Here is a 19,958-nt window from a genome sequence, read left to right as displayed (position 1 = left end):
GCATGGGCGACACGGCACGTCTGGTGAACGCGGCGCGCGCGGCGGGGCTGCGCGTGGCCACCGCCGAAAGCTGCACCGGCGGCATGCTGGCCGCGGCGATCACCGAAACGCCGGGCGCCTCGAACGTCTTCGACTGGGGCGTCGTCACCTACTCCAACGCCGCCAAGCAGGCGCTGCTCGGCGTCTCCCCCGCCACGCTTGACGCGCATGGCGCGGTGAGCGTCGAGGTCGCGGCGGAAATGGCGCAGGGCGCGCTATCCGCCTCGGGCGCCGACATCGCCATCTCGATCACCGGCATCGCCGGGCCGGGCGCATCCGAATACAAGCCCGAAGGACGGGTCTGCTTCGGCGTCGCCACGGCGCAAGGCTGCAAGACGGAGCTTGTCGAGTTCGGCGCGCGCGGGCGCGACACGGTGCGCGCCCTGGCCCGAGATCACGCCATCGCCGCGGTGATCGACGCGATCACCCGGCAGGATGGCTGAGCGGCGCAAGGCCCTTCAGGGCCGGTCGTAAAGCTCATGCGCGCGCCGCTCGAAGGCGCGCACCACCCGCTGCATCGCCTCGTTGAAGAACAGCCCCGCCGCGCCCTGCAACAACCGGTTGCGGAACTCGAAATCCACGTCGAAATGCACCTCCGCGCCGCCCTCCACGTCGCGGAAGCTCCAATTGCTTTCGAGATGGTGGAACGGCCCGTCGATATATTCGGTATGGATCTTCTTCTGCCCGGGCCAGAGCGTGACCCGGCTGGTGAAACGCTCGCGGAACACCTTGAAGGAGATCACCATGTCGGCGAGCATCACCTCGTGATCGCCCTCGGGCGTGACCGAGCGCACCCGCGCGGCGGCGGTCCATGGCAGGAACTTGGGATAGTTGCCGACATCGGCCACGAGGTCGTACATCTGCTGGGCGCTGTAGGGCAGCGTGCGGGTCTCGGAATGTGTCGGCATGGATCGGTCCTTCGTGTCTCGCCTCATTTCGCTCTCGCGCCGCCCGGGATCAACCCCGGACCGCTTGCGCCATGCGATCATCGCACCGATCTGGTGCAACGAACCGACAGGGAAAGTGCGACATGAACATCCATTGGCTGCTGCGGCTGACCCACTGGGTCCGCCACCCCCCCTCGCCGCGCCGCATGGCGCTCATCGCGGGCGTCGTGGCGCTGTGCCTGCTTCTGGTGGGGGTTGAGCGTTTCATCGGCTGGCCCGAGGCGCTGAGCGTCACGCCGACGGGCCGCGGCGCGGGGCTGCGCTGAGCGCATCGCGCGGCGTGTTTCCGCTGGACCGAGAGCCGGCTGACGCTAGGGTAGATCACGCATAGTCGCACAGCAGGAGATGCCGTCATGTCCCGTCCGATCCGTCTTGCCCTCGCCGCCGCCGGGCTCACCGCCCTGGCCGGCCTCGCCTCCGCCCAGGCCTTCGAGCCGCAAAAGGCGCATGAGCTGCGCGAGAGCCACATGAAGCTGATGGGCGCGCATCTGGGCGTTCTGGGCGCGATGGCCAAGGGCGAGACGGATTATGACGCCGCCACCGCCGGTGCCGCGGCGGGCGCTCTCGCCGGTCTGGCCGATGCGGTCGGCGCGGCGGGCGATGTCTACTGGGTCGAGGGCTCGTCGAGCGAACAGATCGCCGACAGCCGCGCCCTGCCCGCCATCTGGGAGAAGATGGGCGAATTCGAGGAGCACCAGGCCAGCCTCGTTGAGGCGACTTCGGTCATGCAGGACGCCGCCGGCACCGATCTGGCCGCGCTGCAAGGCGCGATGGGCGGCCTTGGCGGCGCCTGCGGCGATTGCCACAAGGCCTTCCGCAAACCCGAAGAATGATCCGCCGCGCGCTCGGGGCCGCGGCGGCGCTGGCGCTGCTGGCGGCGGGCACGGGCTGGGTGCTGACCGCGCCCGAGCCGCTGCCCGAGGAGGTGCTCGCGGGGCCGCCCGGCGATGCGGCGCGCGGCGCGCGGGTCTTCGCGGCGGCGGGCTGCGCGGCCTGCCACGTGGCGCCCGAGGCCGATATCGGCGACGCGCCGGTTCTGTCGGGCGGGCGCGCCTTCGCCTCGCCCTTCGGCACCTTCTACGCGCCCAATATCTCGCCCTCGACACAAGGCGTGGGCGACTGGTCGGACGCCGAGATCGTGAATGCGGTGATGCGCGGCGTCTCGCCTTCGGGCGCGCATTACTATCCCGCCCTGCCCTATGCCGCCTATGCCCGCGCCGAGCCGCAGGACATGCGCGACCTGGTGGCGCATCTGCGCGAGCTGCCGCCCTCGGAGGCCGAAAACCGGCCGCATGACCTGCCCTTTCCATTCTCGATCCGGCGCGGGGTCGGGCTGTGGAAGCTGATGAACCTGCGCGAGGAATGGGTCGTCGATGGCGATCTGCCGGAGCCCGCCGAGCGCGGGCGCTACATCGCCGAGGCGCTGGCCCATTGCGGCGAATGCCACACGCCGCGCGGGCCCTTGGGCGGGCTCGATCAGGCGCGCTGGCTGTCGGGCGCACCCAACCCCTCGGGCGAAGGCCGCATCCCGAACATCACCCCCGCCGGGCTCGACTGGTCCGAAGAGGACATCGCCTATTACCTGGAAACCGGCTTCACGCCCGATTTCGACACGGCGGGCGGCGAGATGGCGCTGGTGGTCGAGGAGATGGCCAGGCTTTCGTCCGAAGACCGCGCCGCGGTCGCCGCCTATCTCAAATCGGTGCCGCCGGTCGAGTGACCGGCGGCGGATATGCGTATTTGAAGAAAGATGAAACGGATCAGGCGCCCAGCCGGGCCAGCCGCGCCGCGCGCAGCTGCGCGAAATCCTCGCCCGCATGGTAGGACGACCGCGTCAGCGGCGTCGCCGAAACCATCAGGAAGCCCTTGCCCCGCGCCGCCTTCTCGTAGCTGGCGAACTCCTCGGGCGTGACGAAGCGGTCCACGGCGTGGTGCTTCGGCGTCGGCTGGAGATACTGGCCGATGGTCAGGAAATCGATATCGGCGGCGCGCATGTCGTCCATCACCTGATGCACGCCCTGCTTGTCCTCGCCAAGGCCCACCATGATGCCCGACTTGGTGAACATCGACGGGTCGATCTCCTTGACCCGCTGCAACAGCCGCAGGCTGTGAAAATAGCGCGCGCCGGGGCGCACCTCCGGGTAGAGGCCCGGCACGGTTTCGAGATTGTGGTTGAACACGTCCGGCTTGGCGGCGACCACGATCTCCAGCGAGCCGGGCTTCGATTTCAGGAAATCGGGCGTCAGGATCTCGATCGTCGTGCCGGGAGACTGGCGGCGGATGGCGCGGATCGTCTGGGCGAAATGCTCGGCCCCGCCATCATCCACGTCGTCGCGGTCGACGCTCGTGATCACCACATGGTTGAGCCCGAGCTTCTTGACCGCATCGGCCACGCGCCCCGGCTCGAACACGTCGAGCGTGTCGGGTCGGCCCGTCGCCACGTTGCAGAAGGTGCAGCCGCGGGTGCAGATCTCGCCCATGATCATCATGGTGGCGTGGCCCTGGCTCCAGCATTCGCCGACATTGGGGCAGCCCGCCTCCTCGCAGACGGTGACGAGCTTGTGCTCGCGCATGATGTCGCGCGTCGCCTTGTAGCCTTCCGAGGTCGGCGCCTTGACGCGGATCCAGTCGGGCTTCTTGGGCTGCGGCGCGCTGTCGGCGCGGCGCGCCTTTTCGGGGTGGCGGTCGCCGGGGATCTTCAGGTCGCGCACGGGGGATGCCTTTCCTCTTGGCCTGACCGATACATAGGCCGCGCCGCGCATGGGCGCAACGCGGCAGGGGCCGCACGGACCGCGCCCGCTGCAACCCTGCCATGCGGCTTCGGCGGAATCCCGAACTGCCGCATCGCAGCATTGCGAAGCCGCGCCCGATTTCCTAAGTGACGCCCCGAGCCCATCGATCAGACAGACAGGAGCATGCCCATGCAGCCCGGCGCCCGTATTCCCGACGTGACCTTCCGCACCCGCGTGCGCGACGAAAGCATTGACGGCCCCAACCCCTTCCGCTGGGAAGAGCGCGACACCGCCTCCTATTTCGCGGGCAAGCGCGTGGTGCTGTTCTCGCTGCCCGGTGCCTTCACCCCGACCTGCTCGACCTACCAGCTGCCCGGCTTCGAAAAGAACATCGAGGCGTTCCGCGCCCAGGGCATCGACGCGATCTACTGCATGTCGGTCAACGACGCCTTCGTGATGAACCAGTGGGCCAAGGCCCAGAACCTCGAGAATGTCGAGGTGATCCCCGACGGCTCCGGCGAGTTCACCCGCCGCGCCGGCATGCTGGTGCGCAAGGACAATCTCGGCTTCGGGTTGCGCTCGTGGCGCTATGCCGCCGTCATCAATGACGGCCGCGTCGAGGCGTGGTTCGAGGAGCCGGGCCTGTGCGACAACCACCCCGAGGACCCCTACGGCGTCTCCTCGCCCGAGAGCGTGCTCGAATGGCTCGAAAAGGCCAACCGCGAGCAGGCCGCCTGATCCTTCAGGGACAGACCGCGCGGGCCGAGCCGAGAAGCTCGGCCCCCGCATCGCGCAAGAGCGCGGCGAGCGGCGCGGACCAGCCGTCATCGCCGCCCGCCCGGTAGAGCAGCGCCAGCTTGCGCGCGGGCTCGGGTCCGGCAAAGCGCATCAGCGACAGCCCCGGCGCCGCCGCCCTCTCGGCCCTGAGCGCGATCTCGGGCAGCAATGTCAGCCCGAACCCCTCGGCCACCAGCCCCGCCAGCGTGGCCAGCGACGAGGCGCCCAGATCGACGCGCCCGCGCTCCCTCAGCCCGCAGACCTCCAGCGCCTGATCGGCAAGGCAATGGCCCTCGTCGAGCAGCAGGAGCTGGTCGGGCGCCAGCTCGGCCGGGCGCCGCGCCCCAGCCCCGCGCGACCAGCGCGCCAGCCGCGCCCGCGTGCCCGCCAGCACGAAACGGTCCTCGAAGAGCGGCTCCACCGCCAGCCCCGCATCCGGCAGCGGCAGCGCCGCGACCACCGCATCCACCCGCCCCGCCTCCAGATCGTCGAGCAGCGCTTCGGTCTGCGCCTCGCGCACCCGGATGTCGAGCGTGAGATCCTGCGCCCTGAGCCGCGTCAGCGCGCCGGGCAGCAGATAGGGCGCCACGGTCGGGATCACCCCGAGCCGAAGCCGCCCCGTCAGACCGCGCGACAGCCGCGCCGCGCGCTCCAGATCGGCGACCTCCGACAGGATGCGCCGCGCCCGCTCCAGCACCTCGCGCCCCGCCCGCGTCAGCCTGATCCCGCGCGGCAGCCGCTCCACGAGGCCGACGCCGAGGATCGTCTCCAGCTCGCGGATCTGCTGGCTGAGCGCCGGCTGCGTGACGAAGACCGTCTCGGCCGCCCGCCCGAAGCCGCCGGTTTCGGCCAGCGCCACGAAGTAGCGCAGTTGTTTGAGTGATGGCGTCATGCCCTACCCATAAGCCCGGCTTATGGATAAGGCCAGAAAATCCGATTTTGTCTTCTGGCCACCGCGCGCCATAGTCCTGTCCGAAGCCAACCCCGGAGGACAGCCATGACCGATCGCCCCCGCCTCACGACATCCGCAGGCGCGCCCGTCGCCGACAACCAGAACGCCAAGACCGTCGGCCCGCGCGGCCCCGTCCTGCTCGAAGACTACCAGCTGATCGAAAAGCTCGCCCATCAGAACCGCGAACGCATCCCCGAGCGCGTGGTCCACGCCAAGGGCTGGGGCGCCTATGGCACGCTGCGGGTGACCGAAGACATCACGAAATACTCCCGCGCCGCCGTGTTCAAGCCGGGCGCCGAGACCGAAATGCTCGCGCGCTTCTCGACCGTGGCGGGCGAACAGGGTGCCGCGGATGCCGAGCGCGACGTGCGCGGCTTCGCGCTCAAGTTCTACACCGAGGAAGGCAACTGGGACCTCGTGGGCAACAACACCCCCGTCTTCTTCGTGGCCGATCCCTACAAGTTCCCGGATTTCATCCACACCCAGAAGCGCCACCCGCGCACCAATCTGCGCTCGGCCACCGCGATGTGGGATTTCTGGTCGCTCTGCCCCGAGAGCCTGCATCAGGTGACGATCCTGATGTCGGATCGCGGCCTGCCGCAGACGCCGATGCACATGAACGGTTATGGCTCCCACACCTTCAGCCTGTGGAACGACGAAGGCGAGCGGTTCTGGGTCAAGTTCCACTTCAAGACCCGGCAGGGCCACAAGCACTTCACCAATGACGAGGCGGTGCAGGTCATCGGCAAGAGCCGCGAGACCTACCAGGAGGCGCTGTTCGGCACCATCGCGAACGGACAATTCCCGCAATGGGACATGTTCATCCAGGTGATGCCCGAGATGGAGGCGATCGAGTTCGAGAAGAAGACCGGCTGGTCGGCCTTCGACCTGACCAAGGTCTGGCCGCATGGCGACTACCCGTTGATCAAGGTCGGCGAGATGGAATTGAACCGCAACGCCGAGAACTACTTCGCCGAGATCGAGCAATCGGCTTTCAACCCCTCGAACGTCGTGCCGGGCATCGGCTTTTCGCCCGACAAGATGCTGCAAGGGCGGCTTTTTTCCTACCCGGACGCGCATCGCTACCGGATCGGCACGCATTACGACACGCTCGAGGTCAACAAGCCGCGTTGCCCGGTGCATCACTACCACCGCGACGGCGAGATGCCGACCGGCCTGCGCACCAACCCCGACGCCTATTACGAGCCGAACTCCTTCGGCGGGCCGGTCGAGGACCCCAGCGTGCAGGAGCCGCCGCATCGCTACGAGGGCGAGGTGGGGCGCTATGATTTCCGCGCGGAGGCCGATCACTACAGCCAGCCGCGCGCGCTGTTCAACATGTTCGACGAAGGCCAGAAGAGCCGCCTCTTCTCGAACATCGCCACCGCCATGGCGGGCGTGCCGCAGGAGATCGTCGATCGCCAGCTCGCGCATTTCGACAAGGTCGATCAGGCGTATGGCGACGGCGTGCGCGAGGCGCTGCGCCATGCCAAGACCGAGAATGCGAGCGTCGACACCAGCCACGCCGCCGAGTGATCGACCGGTTCGCGTGAAACTCGAATGGCGGCGGGGGAAAACCCGCCGCCATTTCGCGTCTCAGCCGATCATGTCGCCGCCCGACATGCCGTCGTAATGCCGCCTGAGCCGCTCCAGCGCGATGCGCAGCACGATCTTGCCCGAGCGCGCCGACCAGCCCATGCGCCGCTCCAGCACCTCCATCCCTTCGAGATAGCAGCAGCAGCGCAGCGCCACGTCGCCGAGCCCGGGGCCGAGATCCGACAGCGCCGCCGCCAGCCTGCCCCGGGCACCGGATGGCGCGCCGCCGCCGCGACCGCCCTCGCAGCCCCCGGTGAGGTAGCGCGACCAGTCCTGCGTCACCCGCGGGCCGATCTGCGCCAGCTCGAAATCCTCGCGCAGCCGCTCGCCCGCCGTCACCAGTTCGCGCGCCAGAAAGGGCCGCCCGTCGCGGTCGCGGCGGCGCGCCAGAAGCGTCAGCGGCCCCTCATTGGTGATCGCCCGCGCGCCCTGCGGCGCGGCCGCGAAGCCCGCCTGCGCCTCGGCAAATCCCGGTTCGGGCGGCGGCGCGGGCATGGCCGCGCGCAGCGCCGCGCGGCCCTTGGCGGTGATGCGGTAGCGCGCCACCCGCCCCGCCCCGCCCCGCCCCGCGCCGCGATCCAGCCGCGCAGCGCCAGCGTTTCGGCCAGGCTGCGGTCGAGCCGCGCCAGCCGCTGCGCCGCCCCGCCCTCGGCCTCGCGCATCACCGCCGCCACGGCCATCTCGGCGGCGACCGCGAGCACCGCTCCCGGCTCGGCCATGCGCCGCAACACGCGCAGCGCCTCGGCCTCCTCCCCGCCGGCCTCGGGGCGCGGTCCATGTCGGTCATGATGGGTCATCTCGTTCTCCTCGGAGATGTCGGAACCGAAACATTGCGACAGCCGCTTCAGCCCGGCATCGACCAGCGGATCGTCGCGGCGGCTTTCGAGCTGGCGCACCTGTCTGAGCACGGTCGAGGCATGGACCGCCGAACGGCGGGCCAGCACCCGGATCGGCGCGCCGCCCTCGACATGCTCGATGTAATGCCGCACCGCGGGCGGCACCCATCCGGGCAGCCCTGCCCTGACGCCGTCGCGCGGTTGCACCTTTCCCCCGATGGCGGCGCATGGCGGCAGCCCCCGGCTCTCCCTGACATCCCCAAGCTTCACGATATCGACTTTCAGTTGCCCCGGTTACCGAAGCGTTAAGCCGCTTCGAACCAGTTCATCCTGGTTGAGAATTCCCAAACAAGACTGAAGCCACCGCGCGCGCCGAGTGCCTCGCGCGCAACGCGGCAGGAGCCGTGAGAGAAAGGAGGGATCGCAGACACGAGACGGGAAAGGACGCCCCATGCAGGACCCCCTGAGCAGGATCGCCGCGCTGAAACGACCGCCGCTGCTCGTCGAGGCGGCACGCTTCGGGATCGATGGCTATGACCGCGCCCGGCTTCTGCCGCGGCTGATCGGCGCGGGCGGCTTCGGCCCGGCCCGCGCCGCGACGGCGCTTCTCGACCGCGAGGCCGAGATCGAGGCGCGGCGGCGTTCGGGCTCGGGCGATTACCGCCCGGCCCGCCATGTCGAGCTGATCGTGGCGCTGATGGGCGAGGCGCGGCTTCTGCGCGCCGCGCGGCTCAGCTGAAGCTGTCGGGCATCGAGGCCTTCTTTTGCGCCACGTAGTCCTCCAGCCGCTGCGCGATCTGTGGATCGAGCGGCGGCTGGCGGTAGGTGTCGAGCATCTTCGCCACCCGCGCCGAGGCCAGCGCCTGCGTGTCGCGCCCGCCCTCTTCCTCCCAAGTCTCGAAGGGCTTGTAGTCGAGCAGGTCGCTGCGCCAGAAGGCGGTCTTGAAATTGGCCTGGGTATGCGCGCAGCCGAGGTAATGCCCGCCGGGGCCGACCTCGCGGATCGCGTCCATCGCCTGCATCTCCTCGGAGATGTCGACCCCCCGCGCGATCTGGTGCAGCGCGCCGAGCTGGTCGGCATCCATCACGAATTTCTCGAAGGAGGCCACCAGCCCGCCTTCGAGCCAGCCGCAGGCATGCAGCATGAAGTTCACCCCCGCCATCAGCCCCATGTTGAGGCTGTTGGCGCTCTCGTAGCCCGCCTGCGCATCGGGCAGCTTGGAGCCGCAGAACCCGCCCGCCGAGCGGTAGGGCAGCCCCATGCGCCGCGCCAGCTGGCCCATGCCATAGGTGACGAGCGCGGCCTCGGGCGTGCCGAAGGTCGGCGCGCCCGAGTTCATGTCGATCGAGGTGACGAAGGCGCCGACGATCACCGGCGCGCCGGGGCGCACCAGCTGGGAATAGGCGACGCCCGCCAGCGCCTCGGCCAGAACCTGCGTCAGCGTGCCCGCGACCGACACCGGCGCCATCGCGCCGCCGACGATGAAGGGCGAGATGATGCAAGCCTGGTTGGCCTTCGCATAGACCTCGAGCGCGCCCATCATGATGCCGTCGAAGGTCAGCGGCGAGTTGATGTTGATCAGAGAGGTCATCACCGTGTTTTCGGCGACGAATTCCTTGCCGAACAGGATCTCGCACATCTCGACGCTGTCGCGCGCCCGCTCGGGCGCGGTGACCGAGCCCATGAAGGGCTTGTCGGAATAGGTCATGTGCGCGAGCAGCATGTCGAGATGGCGCTTGTTGACCGCGACATCCGTGGGCTCGCAGACCGTGCCGCCCGAATGATGCAGCCATTTCGACATGTAGCCGAGCTTCACGAAGCTGCGGAAATCCTCGATCGTGGCATAGCGCCGCCCGCCCGCCGCGTCGCGCACGAAGGGCGGGCCGTAGACCGGGGCGAGCACGAGGTTGCGCCCGCCGATCTCGACATTGCGCTCTGGGTTGCGCGCGTGCTGGGTGAAGCTTGCGGGCGCGGTGGCGCACAGCTCGCGCGCCAGCCCGCGCGGAATGCGCACCCGCTCGCCATCGACATGCGCCCCCGCCTGCCGCCAGCGCTCCAGCGCCGGCGCGTTGTCGGAAAACACCACGCCGATCTCTTCGAGCACGGTCTCGGCATTGCGCTCGATCACCGCGAGGGCGGCCTCGTCGAGCACCTCGAAATCGGGAATGTTGCGGGTGATGAAGCGCGCGGTCTCGACGCTGACGGCGGTGCGTTCCGCCCGGCGCGCGGCCCCTCCGCCCGACCGTCCGCGCCGTCCGCTCCGCCCGGATGCCATCTGTGCCGCTTCCGTCATCGCCCGCTCTCCGTGATGCGTCTTTCACCCCCCTGATAGCCCCGCGCGTCCGCGCCGCTTGGCCGGATTGCGCCGCCTCAGGCGCGAAAGCGACATGGGGGCCGTCATCTCGCGCTTTTTCGCTTCCGCCGCCTCTTGCGCGAAACCATCGCCGGGCCTATTCGCTGGGCCATGACCGAGCACAGCCAACAGCACCAGCGCCTTCTCATCGTGGATTTCGGCTCACAGGTAACGCAGCTCATCGCGCGCCGCCTGCGGGAGCTGAACGTCTATTGCGAGATTCATCCCTTCAACGTGGTGGACGAGGCCTTCCTCGACGCCTTCGAGCCGCAGGCGGTGATCCTGTCGGGCGGCCCGGCCAGCGTCCCCGACGAGGGCAGCCCGCGCCCGCCGATGCGGGTGTTCGAGCTGGAGGTGCCGGTGCTCGGGATCTGCTACGGCCAGCAGGTGATGATGCAGATGCTGGGCGGCGAAGTGCTGCGCGGCGACGGCACCGCCGAATTCGGCCGCGCCCATGTCGAGCCCGAGGGCGAGGCCACCGATCTCCTGCGCGGCTGGTTCCTCGAGGGCCGCGAGCAGGTCTGGATGAGCCATGGCGATCATGTGAGCAAGCTCGCGCCGGGCTTCGAGGTCTGCGGCACCTCGCCGGGCGCGCCCTTCGCCATCACCGCCGATCTCGACCGCCGCTTCTATGCGGTGCAGTTCCACCCGGAGGTGCACCACACCCCGAATGGCCGGACCTTCCTCGAGAATTTCCTGCACATCGCGGGCTTCACCGGCGACTGGACCATGGGCGCCTACCGCGAGGAGGCGATCCGCCTCATCCGCGAGCAGGTCGGCGATCAGAAGGTGATCTGCGGGCTTTCGGGTGGCGTCGACAGCTCGGTCGCCGCGGTGCTGATCCACGAGGCGATCGGCGATCAGCTCACCTGCGTCTTCGTCGATCACGGCCTGTTGCGCGAGGGCGAGGCCGAGCAGGTCGTCACCATGTTCCGCGATCATTACAACATGCCGCTCATTCACGCGCAGGAGGAGGATCTTTTCCTCGACGCGCTGGAGGGCGTGAGCGATCCCGAGGTCAAGCGCAAGACCATCGGCCGGCTCTTCATCGACGTGTTCCAGAAGCACGCGGCCGAGGTCGGCGGCGCGACCTTCCTCGCTCAGGGCACGCTCTACCCTGACGTGATCGAGAGCGTCAGCTTCTCGGGCGGGCCGAGCGTGACGATCAAGAGCCACCACAATGTCGGCGGCCTGCCCGAAAAGATGGGCCTGAAGCTCGTCGAGCCGCTGCGCGAGCTGTTCAAGGACGAGGTGCGCGCGCTTGGCCGCGAGCTGGGCCTGCCCGACAGCTTCATCGGCCGCCACCCCTTTCCGGGGCCGGGCCTCGCGATCCGCTGCCCCGGCGAGATCACCCGCGAAAAGCTCGCCATCCTGCGCCGCGCCGATGCGGTCTATATCGACCAGATCCGCAAGCACGGCCTTTATGACGAGATCTGGCAGGCTTTCGTGGCGCTCCTGCCGGTGCGCACCGTCGGCGTGATGGGCGACGGGCGGACCTATGACTATGCCTGCGCGATGCGCGCCGTTACCTCGGTCGATGGCATGACCGCCGATTACTACCCGTTCAGCCACGAGTTTCTTGGCGAGACCGCGACCCGGATCATCAACGAGGTGCGCGGCATCAACCGCGTCACCTATGACGTGACCTCGAAGCCGCCGGGCACGATCGAGTGGGAATGAGACAAAAGGGGCCCTTCGGGGCCCTTTTCGTGCCCGCCCTGATGCAGCGATGTGACGCTGCGACGTCCACGTCAACCTGCCGTTGCGTCACAGATTGCGACGATGCCCCGCCCTGCCTCTCCTGTCCCCCGGAGGACGCTTCATGCGACAGGGAGACGACATGAAACTGCATTTGAGCGCGACAAGCGCGATGGCGCTGGCAGCGGCGCTGACGGCCACGGGGGCAAGCGCGATCGGCCTCGACCGATCGAACCAGGACGTGACGGCCATCTTCGAGGAGGGCAACGTCGCGGAGCTGAGCTTCGGCAAGGTCTTTGTCGATCTGTCGGGCGAGGACAATGCCCCGGCGATGGACCGCTACGACGACGTCGGAGACGATTTCACCAATGCCGCGGCCAGCCTGAAGATGGATTTCGGCAACGGCTTTTCCGGCGCGCTGATCATCGATCAGCCCTTCGGCGCGGATATTTCCTATGAGGGTGAGCCGACCACCCCGGCGGCGGCCAGCGTCTTCAATGGCACCATGGCCCATCTCGACAGCCGGGCGGTCACCGCGGTCGGCCGCTACCGGCTCAACGAGAATGTGAGCTTTCATGCCGGCTTGCGGCGCGAGTGGCTGGAGGCAGACATCACACTTGCCGGGGCCGGCTATGCGGGTCTGAGCGGATACCGGGTCGAGTTGGCGGAGGACGGCGCCAATGGTTACCTCGTCGGCGCGGCCTACGAGAAGCCCGAGATCGCGCTGCGCGTGGCGCTGACCTACAATTCGGCGATCGACCATGAATTCGATACGGTCGAAACCCTTTCGGGCAACCCGCTGCCCCCCAGCAAGCCGACCGAGGTCCAGACCCCCGAAGCGTGGAACCTCGACATGCAGACCGGCATCGCGCCCGACACGCTGGCCTTTGCCAACATCCGCTACGCCACCTATGAGGACACGCGCGTCTCGCCGGAGTTCTTCTCGGATCAGACGGGCGGCGTCAGCCTGACCGACATCGACGACAACTATTCGATCCAGGTCGGCATCGGCCGGCGCTTCTCGGACATGTTCTCCGGCCAGGCGGCGATCGGCTTCGAGCCCGAGGGCGACGAGCGTATCTCGCCGCTCGACCCGACCGATGGCAAGCGCTGGGTCAGCCTCGGCGGCGCCTACAACATGGAGGCGGTGACGGTTTCGGGCGGTGTCCGCTATACCATGCTGGGCGATGCCGAACCGCGCGGCGCGGCCAGTTTCGAGGACAACTCGGCTCTCGCGGTCGGCATGAGCGTGGCCTACCGCTTCTGATCCCGCGCGGATCGCCTGGAGGGGCCGGCCCGCGCGCCGGCCCCTTCGGCATTTCCATGCAAACCGCATGTTTCGGATTGCGCCCGCCGGGGCGGCGTGCACAGTGCGCCTCATGACGGCACAGAAAACCATGACCAACGCGGCCTGGGCGCAGCTCGGCCTGCTCGCCCTGATCTGGGGCGGCTCGTTCCTGTCGGTGCGCGTGGCGCTCGACGAGGTCGGGCCGATGTGGATCGTGGCGCATCGCGCGGTCTGGGCCGCCGCCGTGCTTTGGCCCGTGGTGCTGCTGCGCCGCCTGCCCTTGCCGCGCGGCTTGCGGATCTGGGCGGTGCTGATCGTCATGGGCGCGCTCAACAACGTCATCCCCTTCGGGCTTCTGGCCTGGGGGCAGCAGCATGTCGAAACCGGGCTCATCGCCATCCTCAACGCCTCGACCGCGATCTTCGGCGTGCTCTTCGCCGCGATCTTCTTTGCCGATGAGCGGCTCTCGGCGCGCAAGGCGTTGGGCGTCGGTCTGGGCTTTTCCGGCGTGGTCTGGGTGATCGGGCCGGCGGCGCTGTCGGGCTTCGATCCGGGCGCGCTGGGCCAGGTCGCGGCGATCGGGGCGACGGTCTCTTATGCGCTGGCAAGCGTCTGGGCGCGCAAGAAGATGGGGGCCCTGCCGCCGCTGACCTCGGCGGCGGGGATGACCACCGGGGCGGCGCTGCTGATCGTGCCGCTCGCCTGTCTGGCCGAGGGCGCGCCCGCGCTCGACCTCGCCCCCGCCACCATCGGCGCGCTGGCCTATGTCTCGGTCGGATCGACCGCGCTGGCCTATATCATCTACTACCGCGTCATCGCCATCGCCGGCAGCGGCAACGTGCTTCTGGTGACGCTGATGGTCGCCCCCGTGGCGATCCTTCTGGGCGTCGCGGTGCTGGACGAGACGCTGCCCGCACGGGCCTATGCGGGCTTTGCACTGCTCGCTTGCGGGCTCGTCGTGCTCGACGGGCGGCTGTTGCGGCGCAGGCGGGCGCGTGGGGCGTCGCCCGCGCCACGGTTCTGAGCGGATGCTCCAAGTTCCGTCTGGACCGTGCCCCGCGCGCCCGCTACCCATGCGCGCATGATCCATTCCTCCGCCTCGGACTGGCTGTCCGCCCCGCGCAAACGCGTCCTGTTCTTCGGCATGTCGGGCTTGGGCAAGACCCATGTGTCGAACCTGCTGCGCCGCTCGGGCGACTGGTTCCACTACTCGATCGACTACCGCATCGGCACCCGCCATATGGGCGAGCTCATTGCCGACAACGCCAAGCGCGAGGCGATGAAGGTGCCGTTCCTGCGCGACCTGCTGCTGTCGGATTCGATCTACATCGGCTCGAACATCAGCTTCGACAACCTTGCCCCCGTCTCGACCTATCTCGGCAAGCCCGGCTGCGCCGAGAAGGGCGGCCTGCCCTTCGAGACCTATCGCCAGAGGCAGGAGCAGTTTCGCCGGGCCGAGATCGCCGCCCTCGAGGACACGCCGTGGTTCATCGAGCGCAGCCTCGCGCTCTACGGCTATCCGCATTTCGTCTGCGACACCGGCGGCTCGATCTGCGAATGGGTCGACCCCGACGACCCGAACGATCCGCTGATGACCCTTCTGTCGCGCCAGATGCTGATGATCTGGATCGAGGGCTCGGAGGCGCATACCGCCGAGCTGGTGCGCCGCTTCGACCGCGCGCCCAAGCCGATGGCTTACAGCCCCGATTTCCTGATGCGCTGCTGGCGCGACTACCTCGCCGAGACCGGCCTCTCGGAGGCCCGCGTCGATCCCGACAGCTTCATCCGCTGGACCTATGCCAAGGCGCTGGCGCATCGGCAGCCGCGCTATGCCAGGATGGCCGAGCGCTGGGGCCTTTCCATCCCGGCCGAGGCGCTGGCCGACCTGTCCTCGGCCGAGGCATTCGACGCGGTGGTGGCCGAGGCGCTCGACGCCCGTCTTGGCAAGCGCCGCCGCGAAGCATAGATCACCCCTTCCATCAGAAGGTTGCACCATGCCCATCAAGATCCCCGAAGCCCTCCCCGCCTATTCCGTGCTGACGCGCGAGGGCGTGATGGTGATGTCGGAGGATCAGGCGGCGCGGCAGGACATCCGGCCCTTGAAGATCGGCCTGCTGAACCTGATGCCCAAGAAGATCCAGACCGAGACGCAGTTCGCCCGGCTGATCGGCGCGACGCCGCTGCAGATCGAGCTGACGCTCATCCGCATGTCCGAGCACGAGGCGCGCAACACCACGCCCGAGCATATGGAGGCGTTCTACCACCCGTTTTCCGAGATCGAGGCCTCGGGGCAGAAATTCGACGGCTTTCTCATCACCGGCGCGCCGGTCGAGCATCTCGATTTCGACGCCGTGACCTATTGGGACGAGCTGCGCCGCGTCTTCGACTGGGCCGAGACCCATGCCCATTCGACCTTCGGCGTCTGCTGGGGCGGCATGGCGCTGATCGCGCACCGGCACGGCGTGGCCAAGCACCTGCTCGACCGAAAGGCTTTCGGCTGCTTCAGGCATCGCAACCTCAAGCCCGACAGCGCCTATCTGCGCGGCTTTTCGGATGATTGCACCGTGCCGGTCAGCCGCTGGACCGAGATCCGGCAGGACGAGATCGACGCGCGGCCCGAACTGGTGACGCTTCTGGCCTCGGACGAGGTCGGCCCCTGCCTCGTGGAGGAGCCCGCCAAGCGCACGCTCTACATCTTCAACCACTTCGAATATGACAGCCACACGCTGAAGGAAGAATACGACCGCGACGTGGCGGCGGGCAACGACATCGCCGTCCCGGCGAATTACTACCCCGGTGACGATCCTTCGAAGCCGCCCTCGAACCGCTGGCGCAGCCATGCGCATCTGCTCTACGGCAACTGGATCAACGAGATCTACCAGACCACCCCCTATGATCTCAGCGACATTGGCCGCTAGGATGGTCCTGAAGCTCGCCGCTCTCGTCGCGGTCATGGCCGTCGCGGGCTGTGCCTTCGTCGATCACCGCGCCGACCGGCGCGAGGCGCAGGCGGTGCAGGCGCACCCGCCATTGGGCCAATTCGTCGAGGTCGAGGGAAAGCGTGTCCATGCGCTGGTCTCGGGGTCGGGGCCCGACCTCGTGCTGATCCACGGCGCTTCGGGCAACCTGCGCGACATGGCCTTCGACCTGATCGACCAGCTCGACGAGCGCTACCGCGTCATCGCCTTCGACCGGCCGGGGCTGGGCTATTCCGACCCGATCGACGGGGCGGCGGACGATGTCTTCACCACCCGCGCCGACAGCGTCGCGGCGCAGGCGCGGCTGCTGCAGGCCGCCGCCGCCGAACTCGGCGCCGAAAGGCCGATCGTTCTGGGCCATTCCTTCGGCGGCGCGGTGGCCATGGCCTGGGCGCTGGAGCGGCCCGAGGCCATCGCCGCCGTGGTCGATGTCTCGGGTGCCACCATGCCGTGGGAGAGCGGGCTCGGCACGCTTTACCAGATCAACGGCACGGCACTCGGCGGCGCGGTGGTGCCGCCGCTCATCACCGCCTTTGCGCCCGAAGCCATGGTCGAGGAGACGGTCGAGGCGGTCTTCGCCCCCAACCCGGTGCCCGAGGGCTATGCCGATTTCGTCGGCGCAGGGCTTGCCATCCGCCGCGACAGCCTGCGCGTCAACGCCCGGCAGGTCGCGGGGCTCCTGCCGCAGGTGGCGCGGATGCGCGAGCGCTATGCCTCGATCGACCTGCCGGTCGAGATCGTGCATGGCGTGGCCGACACCATCGTGCCGCTCGAGGTGCATTCCGCCCGGCTGGCCGAGCTGATCCCCGGCGCGAACCTGCGCGTGCTGGAAAACGTTGGCCACATGCCGCATCACACCACCCCGCTCGAGGTGGTCGCGGCGATCGACCGGGCCGCGGCGCGCGCGGGATTGCGCTGACGCGCCCCGGATCGCAACATGGCCCGCGCGAGGAGAGACAGATGACCAAGCCGTTCGACGCCGCGATCAGCCGTTTCCATGAAGAAGAGGCGCCCGAGGAGATCCGCCGCGCGCTGGCCGGGGCCGGCAAGGGCGACATCGCCAGCCCGCGCTTTCCCTATCCCGAGAAGTGGAAGCGCAAGGCCTATGACGCCGAGATGGACGCGCTGCAGATCGAACTGGTCAAGATGCAGGCCTGGGTCAAGGAGACGGGCCAGCGGGTCGTGGTGATCTTCGAAGGGCGCGACGCCGCCGGCAAGGGCGGCACCATCGCGCGGTTTCGCCAGAACCTCAATCCGCGCGGCGCGCGGGTCGTGGCGCTGGCCAAGCCGTCGGAGATCGAGGCGGGCCAGTGGTATTTCCAGCGCTATGTGCGCGAGCTGCCCACCGCGGGCGAGATCGTCTTCTTCGACCGCTCCTGGTACAACCGCGCCGTGGTCGAGCCGGTGTTCGGTTTTGCCGACGAGGATCAGGTCGCGCGGTTCTACGACCAGCTCGCGCCTTTCGAAAAGATGCTGACCGATGACGGCATCCTGCTGTTCAAGCTGTGGATCAATGTCGGCCGCGCCACCCAGCTCGAACGCTTTCTCAAGCGCGAGAACGATCCGCTGAAGCAGTGGAAGCTGTCATGGGTCGATGTCGAGGGCCTGCGCAAATGGGACGCCTATACCGACCGCATCGCCACCATGTTCGAGCGCAGCGATTTCGACTTCGCGCCCTGGACGGTGGTGCGCGGCGACGACAAGCGGCGCGCGCGGGTGAGCGCCATCCGCCGCGTGCTCTCGGGCCTCGACTACCCCGACAAGGACGACCGGGCCGCCTGCGCGATCGATCCGAAGATCGCGGGCGGCCCCGACATCTGGCCGCGCGACTGAGGTGGCCAAGCAGGGGTATCATCACGGCAACCTGCGCCAGGCGCTGGTCGAGGCCTGCCTGAAGCTGATCGAGGCCAAGGGGCCCACGGGCTTCACCCTCTCGGAGGCCGCGCGCGAGGCGGGGGTGACCCCGGCGGCGGTCTATCGCCATTTCGCCGGGCGCGAAGACCTCATCGCCGAAGCCGCGCGGCAGGGCTACGAGATCTTCGCCGACCTGCTCGACTTTGCCTATGACGCGGGCCGCCCCTCGGTGCTCGCGGCCTTCGAGAAGACGGGCCGTGCCTATCTCGCCTTCGCGCGCAAGCATCCGGGCCATTACGTCGCCATGTTCGAAAGCGGCATCTCGGTGCAGCGCACACCCGAGCTCGCCGCTGCCTCGCGCCGCGCGCTCGGCGTGCTCGAACGCGCGGCCGAGGCGCTATCCGAGCGCATCCCCGAAGACCGCCGCCCGCCGCCGCAGATGTTCGCCGCGCATGTCTGGGCGATGAGCCACGGCGTGGTCGAGCTGTTCGCGCGCGGCTCGCCCGGAACGCGCTCGCCCTTCCCGCCCGAGGACCTGCTCGAAAGCGGCATCGGCGTCTATCTGCGCGGTCTCGGGCTGATCGCGCCAGACGGGTAAGGGGGCGGTGAATCCTGTCCGATACCGGGAAACTAGGAGAACGACAAACTGGACAGGACCCACCAATAACAGTCAGTGTCATGGGCAGAGGGAAGCTGCATGGTTCGTTTGAACCAGAGGCCCCATTGTTTCGAAGGCGCCTATGCCTCCATTACCGAGTGACCCTGAGATTGCCGGTTTATGCGATGATATCTATCGCAGCGCGATCTCGCCCGAGATGTGGGAAACCCTGCCCGGTCGCCTTGCCGCGGTCGCGGGCGGCGGCTCCTGGGCGCTGCAGCTGGTGCGGCCCGGGCCGCCATGGCACAGCGCGGTGCACGGGGTGGGGTTCGACCCCGACCTGCTCGCGCTCTACCCCGAGCGCTATGCCGCAAAGAACCCGTGGCTGTCGGGGCTGATGCGCATGCCGGCGCTGCAGCTCATCCAGGACAGCCAGGTTCTCGATCCCGAGAAGCTGCTGCACTCGGAGTTCTACGCCGATTTCCTCAGGCCGCAGGGCGATATCCACAGGGCTTGCGGCATGGTGCTGTTGCGTGGCGATACCGGCGGGCTGATCGCCAGCTGCAACTATGCGCCGCGCCATGCCGAGAGCATCGGCGCCGCGGCGGGCCGCATCCTCGACCTGGTTGGCCCGCATCTGCGGCGCGCCTTCGATCTCACGCGGCTGTTCGAGCGCAGCGTCATCTGCGCCAGCGCCCGGATCATGGATGGGACGGCGGCGCCGCATGCCTGCCTGGCGCTCGATCCGCGCTCGCGTCTCGTGGCCTGCGACGCGCGTGGCGAACAGCTGCTCTCGGCCGGACAGGTGCTGCGCCTCGGCCGGGACCGCCGGCTGCGATTCGTCGATGACGCGGCCAATAGCGCGCTCGATGCCGGGCTCGGGACGGGCGGGCGCGTCGGGCATGGCTTCGTGGTGCCCGACCCGGTCGCGGGGCGCATCCTGGCCCGGCTGGCGCCGCTGCCGCGCCCGCGTGCCATTCCGCCGATCGAGAACGCCCTCGCGCCCGAGCGGGCGGTGGTGACGCTGACCCTGACCCTGCCGAGCCGGGGGGGCGGCGTGGCGGACGAAGAACTGCGGGCGCTGTTCGAACTGACCCCGGCCGAGAGCATGGTGCTGCGTCAGCTCTGCGTCGGCCTGTCGATCTCCGAGATCGCCACGCTGCGCGGCGTCAGCCAGAACACGGTGCGCAACCAGATCTGCAGCCTGTTCGACAAGACCGGCACGCGGCGGCAGGCCGAACTCGTGGCTCTCGTGGCACGGCTGGGCACCTGATCATGCCAAGCGCGCGTCTCGGGGCGATCGGTGCTT

The 19,958-nt window shown here is 68.7% G+C and carries 20 protein-coding genes and 1 pseudogene; 16 read left to right on the top strand and 5 right to left on the bottom strand.

Annotated elements, in window-relative coordinates; translation table 11 throughout:
* Positions 1-2: 2 nt before the first annotated feature.
* The gene (locus CJ301_RS00615; protein ID WP_099273177.1) at positions 3-482 is read left to right on the top strand and encodes a CinA family protein; all 480 of its coding nucleotides are present in this window, start codon (positions 3-5) and stop codon (positions 480-482) included.
* 15 nt (positions 483-497) lie between these two features.
* On the opposite strand, the gene CJ301_RS00610 is transcribed toward CJ301_RS00615, so the two are convergent.
* On the bottom strand, positions 498-947 hold the full coding sequence (locus CJ301_RS00610; RefSeq protein WP_099273175.1) for a type II toxin-antitoxin system RatA family toxin: 450 nt from the start codon (positions 945-947) through the stop codon (positions 498-500).
* Positions 948-1,069: 122 nt separating this feature from the next.
* Between CJ301_RS00610 and CJ301_RS00605 the strand changes: the two genes are divergently transcribed.
* From CJ301_RS00605 to CJ301_RS00595, 3 genes are all read left to right on the top strand, one after another.
* Positions 1,070-1,252 (top strand): hypothetical protein, encoded by a 183-nt coding sequence (locus tag CJ301_RS00605; protein WP_099273173.1) that lies wholly within the window; start codon positions 1,070-1,072, stop codon positions 1,250-1,252.
* Positions 1,253-1,339: 87 nt separating this feature from the next.
* On the top strand, positions 1,340-1,819 hold the full coding sequence (locus tag CJ301_RS00600) for a c-type cytochrome (RefSeq protein WP_099273171.1): 480 nt from the start codon (positions 1,340-1,342) through the stop codon (positions 1,817-1,819).
* Complete coding sequence (locus CJ301_RS00595) at positions 1,816-2,706, top strand: c-type cytochrome (protein ID WP_099273169.1); 891 nt, start codon at positions 1,816-1,818, stop codon at positions 2,704-2,706. Before CJ301_RS00600 ends, CJ301_RS00595 begins: the two co-directional genes overlap by 4 nt.
* 40 nt (positions 2,707-2,746) lie before the next feature.
* Here CJ301_RS00595 and lipA read toward each other — a convergent pair whose 3' ends face one another.
* Positions 2,747-3,748, bottom strand: a complete 1,002-nt coding sequence (gene lipA, locus CJ301_RS00590; protein WP_099273167.1) for a lipoyl synthase — start codon at positions 3,746-3,748, stop codon at positions 2,747-2,749.
* Positions 3,749-3,907: 159 nt separating this feature from the next.
* On the opposite strand from lipA, the gene CJ301_RS00585 reads away from it, so the two are divergent.
* Positions 3,908-4,456: a peroxiredoxin gene (locus CJ301_RS00585; protein ID WP_099273165.1), complete on the top strand. Its 549-nt coding sequence runs from the start codon at positions 3,908-3,910 to the stop codon at positions 4,454-4,456.
* A 4-nt stretch (positions 4,457-4,460) separates the two neighbouring features.
* On the opposite strand, the gene CJ301_RS00580 is transcribed toward CJ301_RS00585, so the two are convergent.
* Complete coding sequence (locus CJ301_RS00580; RefSeq protein WP_110522073.1) at positions 4,461-5,387, bottom strand: LysR substrate-binding domain-containing protein; 927 nt, start codon at positions 5,385-5,387, stop codon at positions 4,461-4,463.
* 105 nt (positions 5,388-5,492) lie between these two features.
* Between CJ301_RS00580 and CJ301_RS00575 the strand changes: the two genes are divergently transcribed.
* The gene (locus tag CJ301_RS00575; protein ID WP_099273163.1) at positions 5,493-6,983 is read left to right on the top strand and encodes a catalase; all 1,491 of its coding nucleotides are present in this window, start codon (positions 5,493-5,495) and stop codon (positions 6,981-6,983) included.
* A 60-nt stretch (positions 6,984-7,043) separates the two neighbouring features.
* On the opposite strand, the pseudogene CJ301_RS00570 reads toward CJ301_RS00575, so the two are convergent.
* Positions 7,044-8,056: pseudogene (locus CJ301_RS00570) on the bottom strand (DUF6456 domain-containing protein).
* Positions 8,057-8,330: 274 nt separating this feature from the next.
* On the opposite strand from CJ301_RS00570, the gene CJ301_RS00565 reads away from it, so the two are divergent.
* Positions 8,331-8,618, top strand: coding sequence for a DUF6477 family protein (locus CJ301_RS00565; protein WP_254050019.1), 288 nt, complete (start codon positions 8,331-8,333; stop codon positions 8,616-8,618).
* Here the strand turns inward: CJ301_RS00565 and CJ301_RS00560 are convergent.
* Entirely contained in the window at positions 8,611-10,173 is a 1,563-nt protein-coding gene (locus CJ301_RS00560) for a trimethylamine methyltransferase family protein (protein ID WP_099273161.1), read from the bottom strand. The genes CJ301_RS00565 and CJ301_RS00560 overlap by 8 nt on opposite strands.
* A 171-nt stretch (positions 10,174-10,344) precedes the next feature.
* On the opposite strand from CJ301_RS00560, the gene guaA reads away from it, so the two are divergent.
* The 9 genes from guaA to CJ301_RS00515 all read left to right on the top strand — a co-directional run bounded on the left by guaA (position 10,345) and on the right by CJ301_RS00515 (position 19,922).
* Positions 10,345-11,913: a glutamine-hydrolyzing GMP synthase gene (guaA, locus tag CJ301_RS00555; RefSeq protein ID WP_099273159.1), complete on the top strand. Its 1,569-nt coding sequence runs from the start codon at positions 10,345-10,347 to the stop codon at positions 11,911-11,913.
* A gap of 160 nt (positions 11,914-12,073) precedes the next feature.
* Positions 12,074-13,198: a hypothetical protein gene (locus tag CJ301_RS00550; protein ID WP_099273157.1), complete on the top strand. Its 1,125-nt coding sequence runs from the start codon at positions 12,074-12,076 to the stop codon at positions 13,196-13,198.
* A gap of 130 nt (positions 13,199-13,328) precedes the next feature.
* Entirely contained in the window at positions 13,329-14,243 is a 915-nt protein-coding gene (locus tag CJ301_RS00545; protein WP_099273155.1) for a DMT family transporter, read from the top strand.
* Positions 14,244-14,300: 57 nt separating this feature from the next.
* Positions 14,301-15,185: an ATPase gene (locus CJ301_RS00540; RefSeq protein WP_099273153.1), complete on the top strand. Its 885-nt coding sequence runs from the start codon at positions 14,301-14,303 to the stop codon at positions 15,183-15,185.
* Between the two features lie 28 nt (positions 15,186-15,213).
* Positions 15,214-16,137: a homoserine O-succinyltransferase gene (locus CJ301_RS00535; protein ID WP_099273151.1), complete on the top strand. Its 924-nt coding sequence runs from the start codon at positions 15,214-15,216 to the stop codon at positions 16,135-16,137.
* Position 16,138: 1 nt separating this feature from the next.
* Positions 16,139-17,116: an alpha/beta fold hydrolase gene (locus tag CJ301_RS00530; protein ID WP_099273149.1), complete on the top strand. Its 978-nt coding sequence runs from the start codon at positions 16,139-16,141 to the stop codon at positions 17,114-17,116.
* Positions 17,117-17,157: 41 nt separating this feature from the next.
* Complete coding sequence (gene ppk2, locus CJ301_RS00525; protein WP_099273147.1) at positions 17,158-18,030, top strand: polyphosphate kinase 2; 873 nt, start codon at positions 17,158-17,160, stop codon at positions 18,028-18,030.
* Position 18,031: 1 nt separating this feature from the next.
* Positions 18,032-18,649, top strand: a complete 618-nt coding sequence (locus CJ301_RS00520; RefSeq protein WP_099273145.1) for a TetR/AcrR family transcriptional regulator — start codon at positions 18,032-18,034, stop codon at positions 18,647-18,649.
* 217 nt (positions 18,650-18,866) lie between these two features.
* Positions 18,867-19,922 carry a helix-turn-helix transcriptional regulator gene (locus CJ301_RS00515; protein WP_099273143.1) on the top strand — a complete coding sequence of 352 codons (1,056 nt, stop codon included), beginning with the start codon at positions 18,867-18,869 and terminating at the stop codon, positions 19,920-19,922.
* Positions 19,923-19,958 lie beyond the last annotated feature (36 nt).

Origin of the sequence: Limimaricola cinnabarinus (assembly GCF_002723615.1) — a bacterium.
Classification (GTDB): domain Bacteria; phylum Pseudomonadota; class Alphaproteobacteria; order Rhodobacterales; family Rhodobacteraceae; genus Limimaricola; species Limimaricola cinnabarinus_B.
This window is presented reverse-complemented; position numbering and strand designations above follow the sequence as displayed.

What these genes read in the sequence shown, in the direction of transcription:
- CJ301_RS00615 (WP_099273177.1), top strand. Translation starts at nt 3, where the DNA reads ATGGGCGACACGGCACGTCTGGTGAACGCGGCGCGCGCGGCGGGGCTG.
- CJ301_RS00610 (WP_099273175.1), bottom strand. Translation starts at nt 947, where the DNA reads ATGCCGACACATTCCGAGACCCGCACGCTGCCCTACAGCGCCCAGCAG.
- CJ301_RS00605 (WP_099273173.1), top strand. Translation starts at nt 1,070, where the DNA reads ATGAACATCCATTGGCTGCTGCGGCTGACCCACTGGGTCCGCCACCCC.
- CJ301_RS00600 (WP_099273171.1), top strand. Translation starts at nt 1,340, where the DNA reads ATGTCCCGTCCGATCCGTCTTGCCCTCGCCGCCGCCGGGCTCACCGCC.
- CJ301_RS00595 (WP_099273169.1), top strand. Translation starts at nt 1,816, where the DNA reads ATGATCCGCCGCGCGCTCGGGGCCGCGGCGGCGCTGGCGCTGCTGGCG.
- lipA (WP_099273167.1), bottom strand. Translation starts at nt 3,748, where the DNA reads ATGCGCGGCGCGGCCTATGTATCGGTCAGGCCAAGAGGAAAGGCATCC.
- CJ301_RS00585 (WP_099273165.1), top strand. Translation starts at nt 3,908, where the DNA reads ATGCAGCCCGGCGCCCGTATTCCCGACGTGACCTTCCGCACCCGCGTG.
- CJ301_RS00580 (WP_110522073.1), bottom strand. Translation starts at nt 5,387, where the DNA reads ATGACGCCATCACTCAAACAACTGCGCTACTTCGTGGCGCTGGCCGAA.
- CJ301_RS00575 (WP_099273163.1), top strand. Translation starts at nt 5,493, where the DNA reads ATGACCGATCGCCCCCGCCTCACGACATCCGCAGGCGCGCCCGTCGCC.
- CJ301_RS00565 (WP_254050019.1), top strand. Translation starts at nt 8,331, where the DNA reads ATGCAGGACCCCCTGAGCAGGATCGCCGCGCTGAAACGACCGCCGCTG.
- CJ301_RS00560 (WP_099273161.1), bottom strand. Translation starts at nt 10,173, where the DNA reads ATGACGGAAGCGGCACAGATGGCATCCGGGCGGAGCGGACGGCGCGGA.
- guaA (WP_099273159.1), top strand. Translation starts at nt 10,345, where the DNA reads ATGACCGAGCACAGCCAACAGCACCAGCGCCTTCTCATCGTGGATTTC.
- CJ301_RS00550 (WP_099273157.1), top strand. Translation starts at nt 12,074, where the DNA reads ATGAAACTGCATTTGAGCGCGACAAGCGCGATGGCGCTGGCAGCGGCG.
- CJ301_RS00545 (WP_099273155.1), top strand. Translation starts at nt 13,329, where the DNA reads ATGACCAACGCGGCCTGGGCGCAGCTCGGCCTGCTCGCCCTGATCTGG.
- CJ301_RS00540 (WP_099273153.1), top strand. Translation starts at nt 14,301, where the DNA reads ATGATCCATTCCTCCGCCTCGGACTGGCTGTCCGCCCCGCGCAAACGC.
- CJ301_RS00535 (WP_099273151.1), top strand. Translation starts at nt 15,214, where the DNA reads ATGCCCATCAAGATCCCCGAAGCCCTCCCCGCCTATTCCGTGCTGACG.
- CJ301_RS00530 (WP_099273149.1), top strand. Translation starts at nt 16,139, where the DNA reads ATGGTCCTGAAGCTCGCCGCTCTCGTCGCGGTCATGGCCGTCGCGGGC.
- ppk2 (WP_099273147.1), top strand. Translation starts at nt 17,158, where the DNA reads ATGACCAAGCCGTTCGACGCCGCGATCAGCCGTTTCCATGAAGAAGAG.
- CJ301_RS00515 (WP_099273143.1), top strand. Translation starts at nt 18,867, where the DNA reads ATGTGGGAAACCCTGCCCGGTCGCCTTGCCGCGGTCGCGGGCGGCGGC.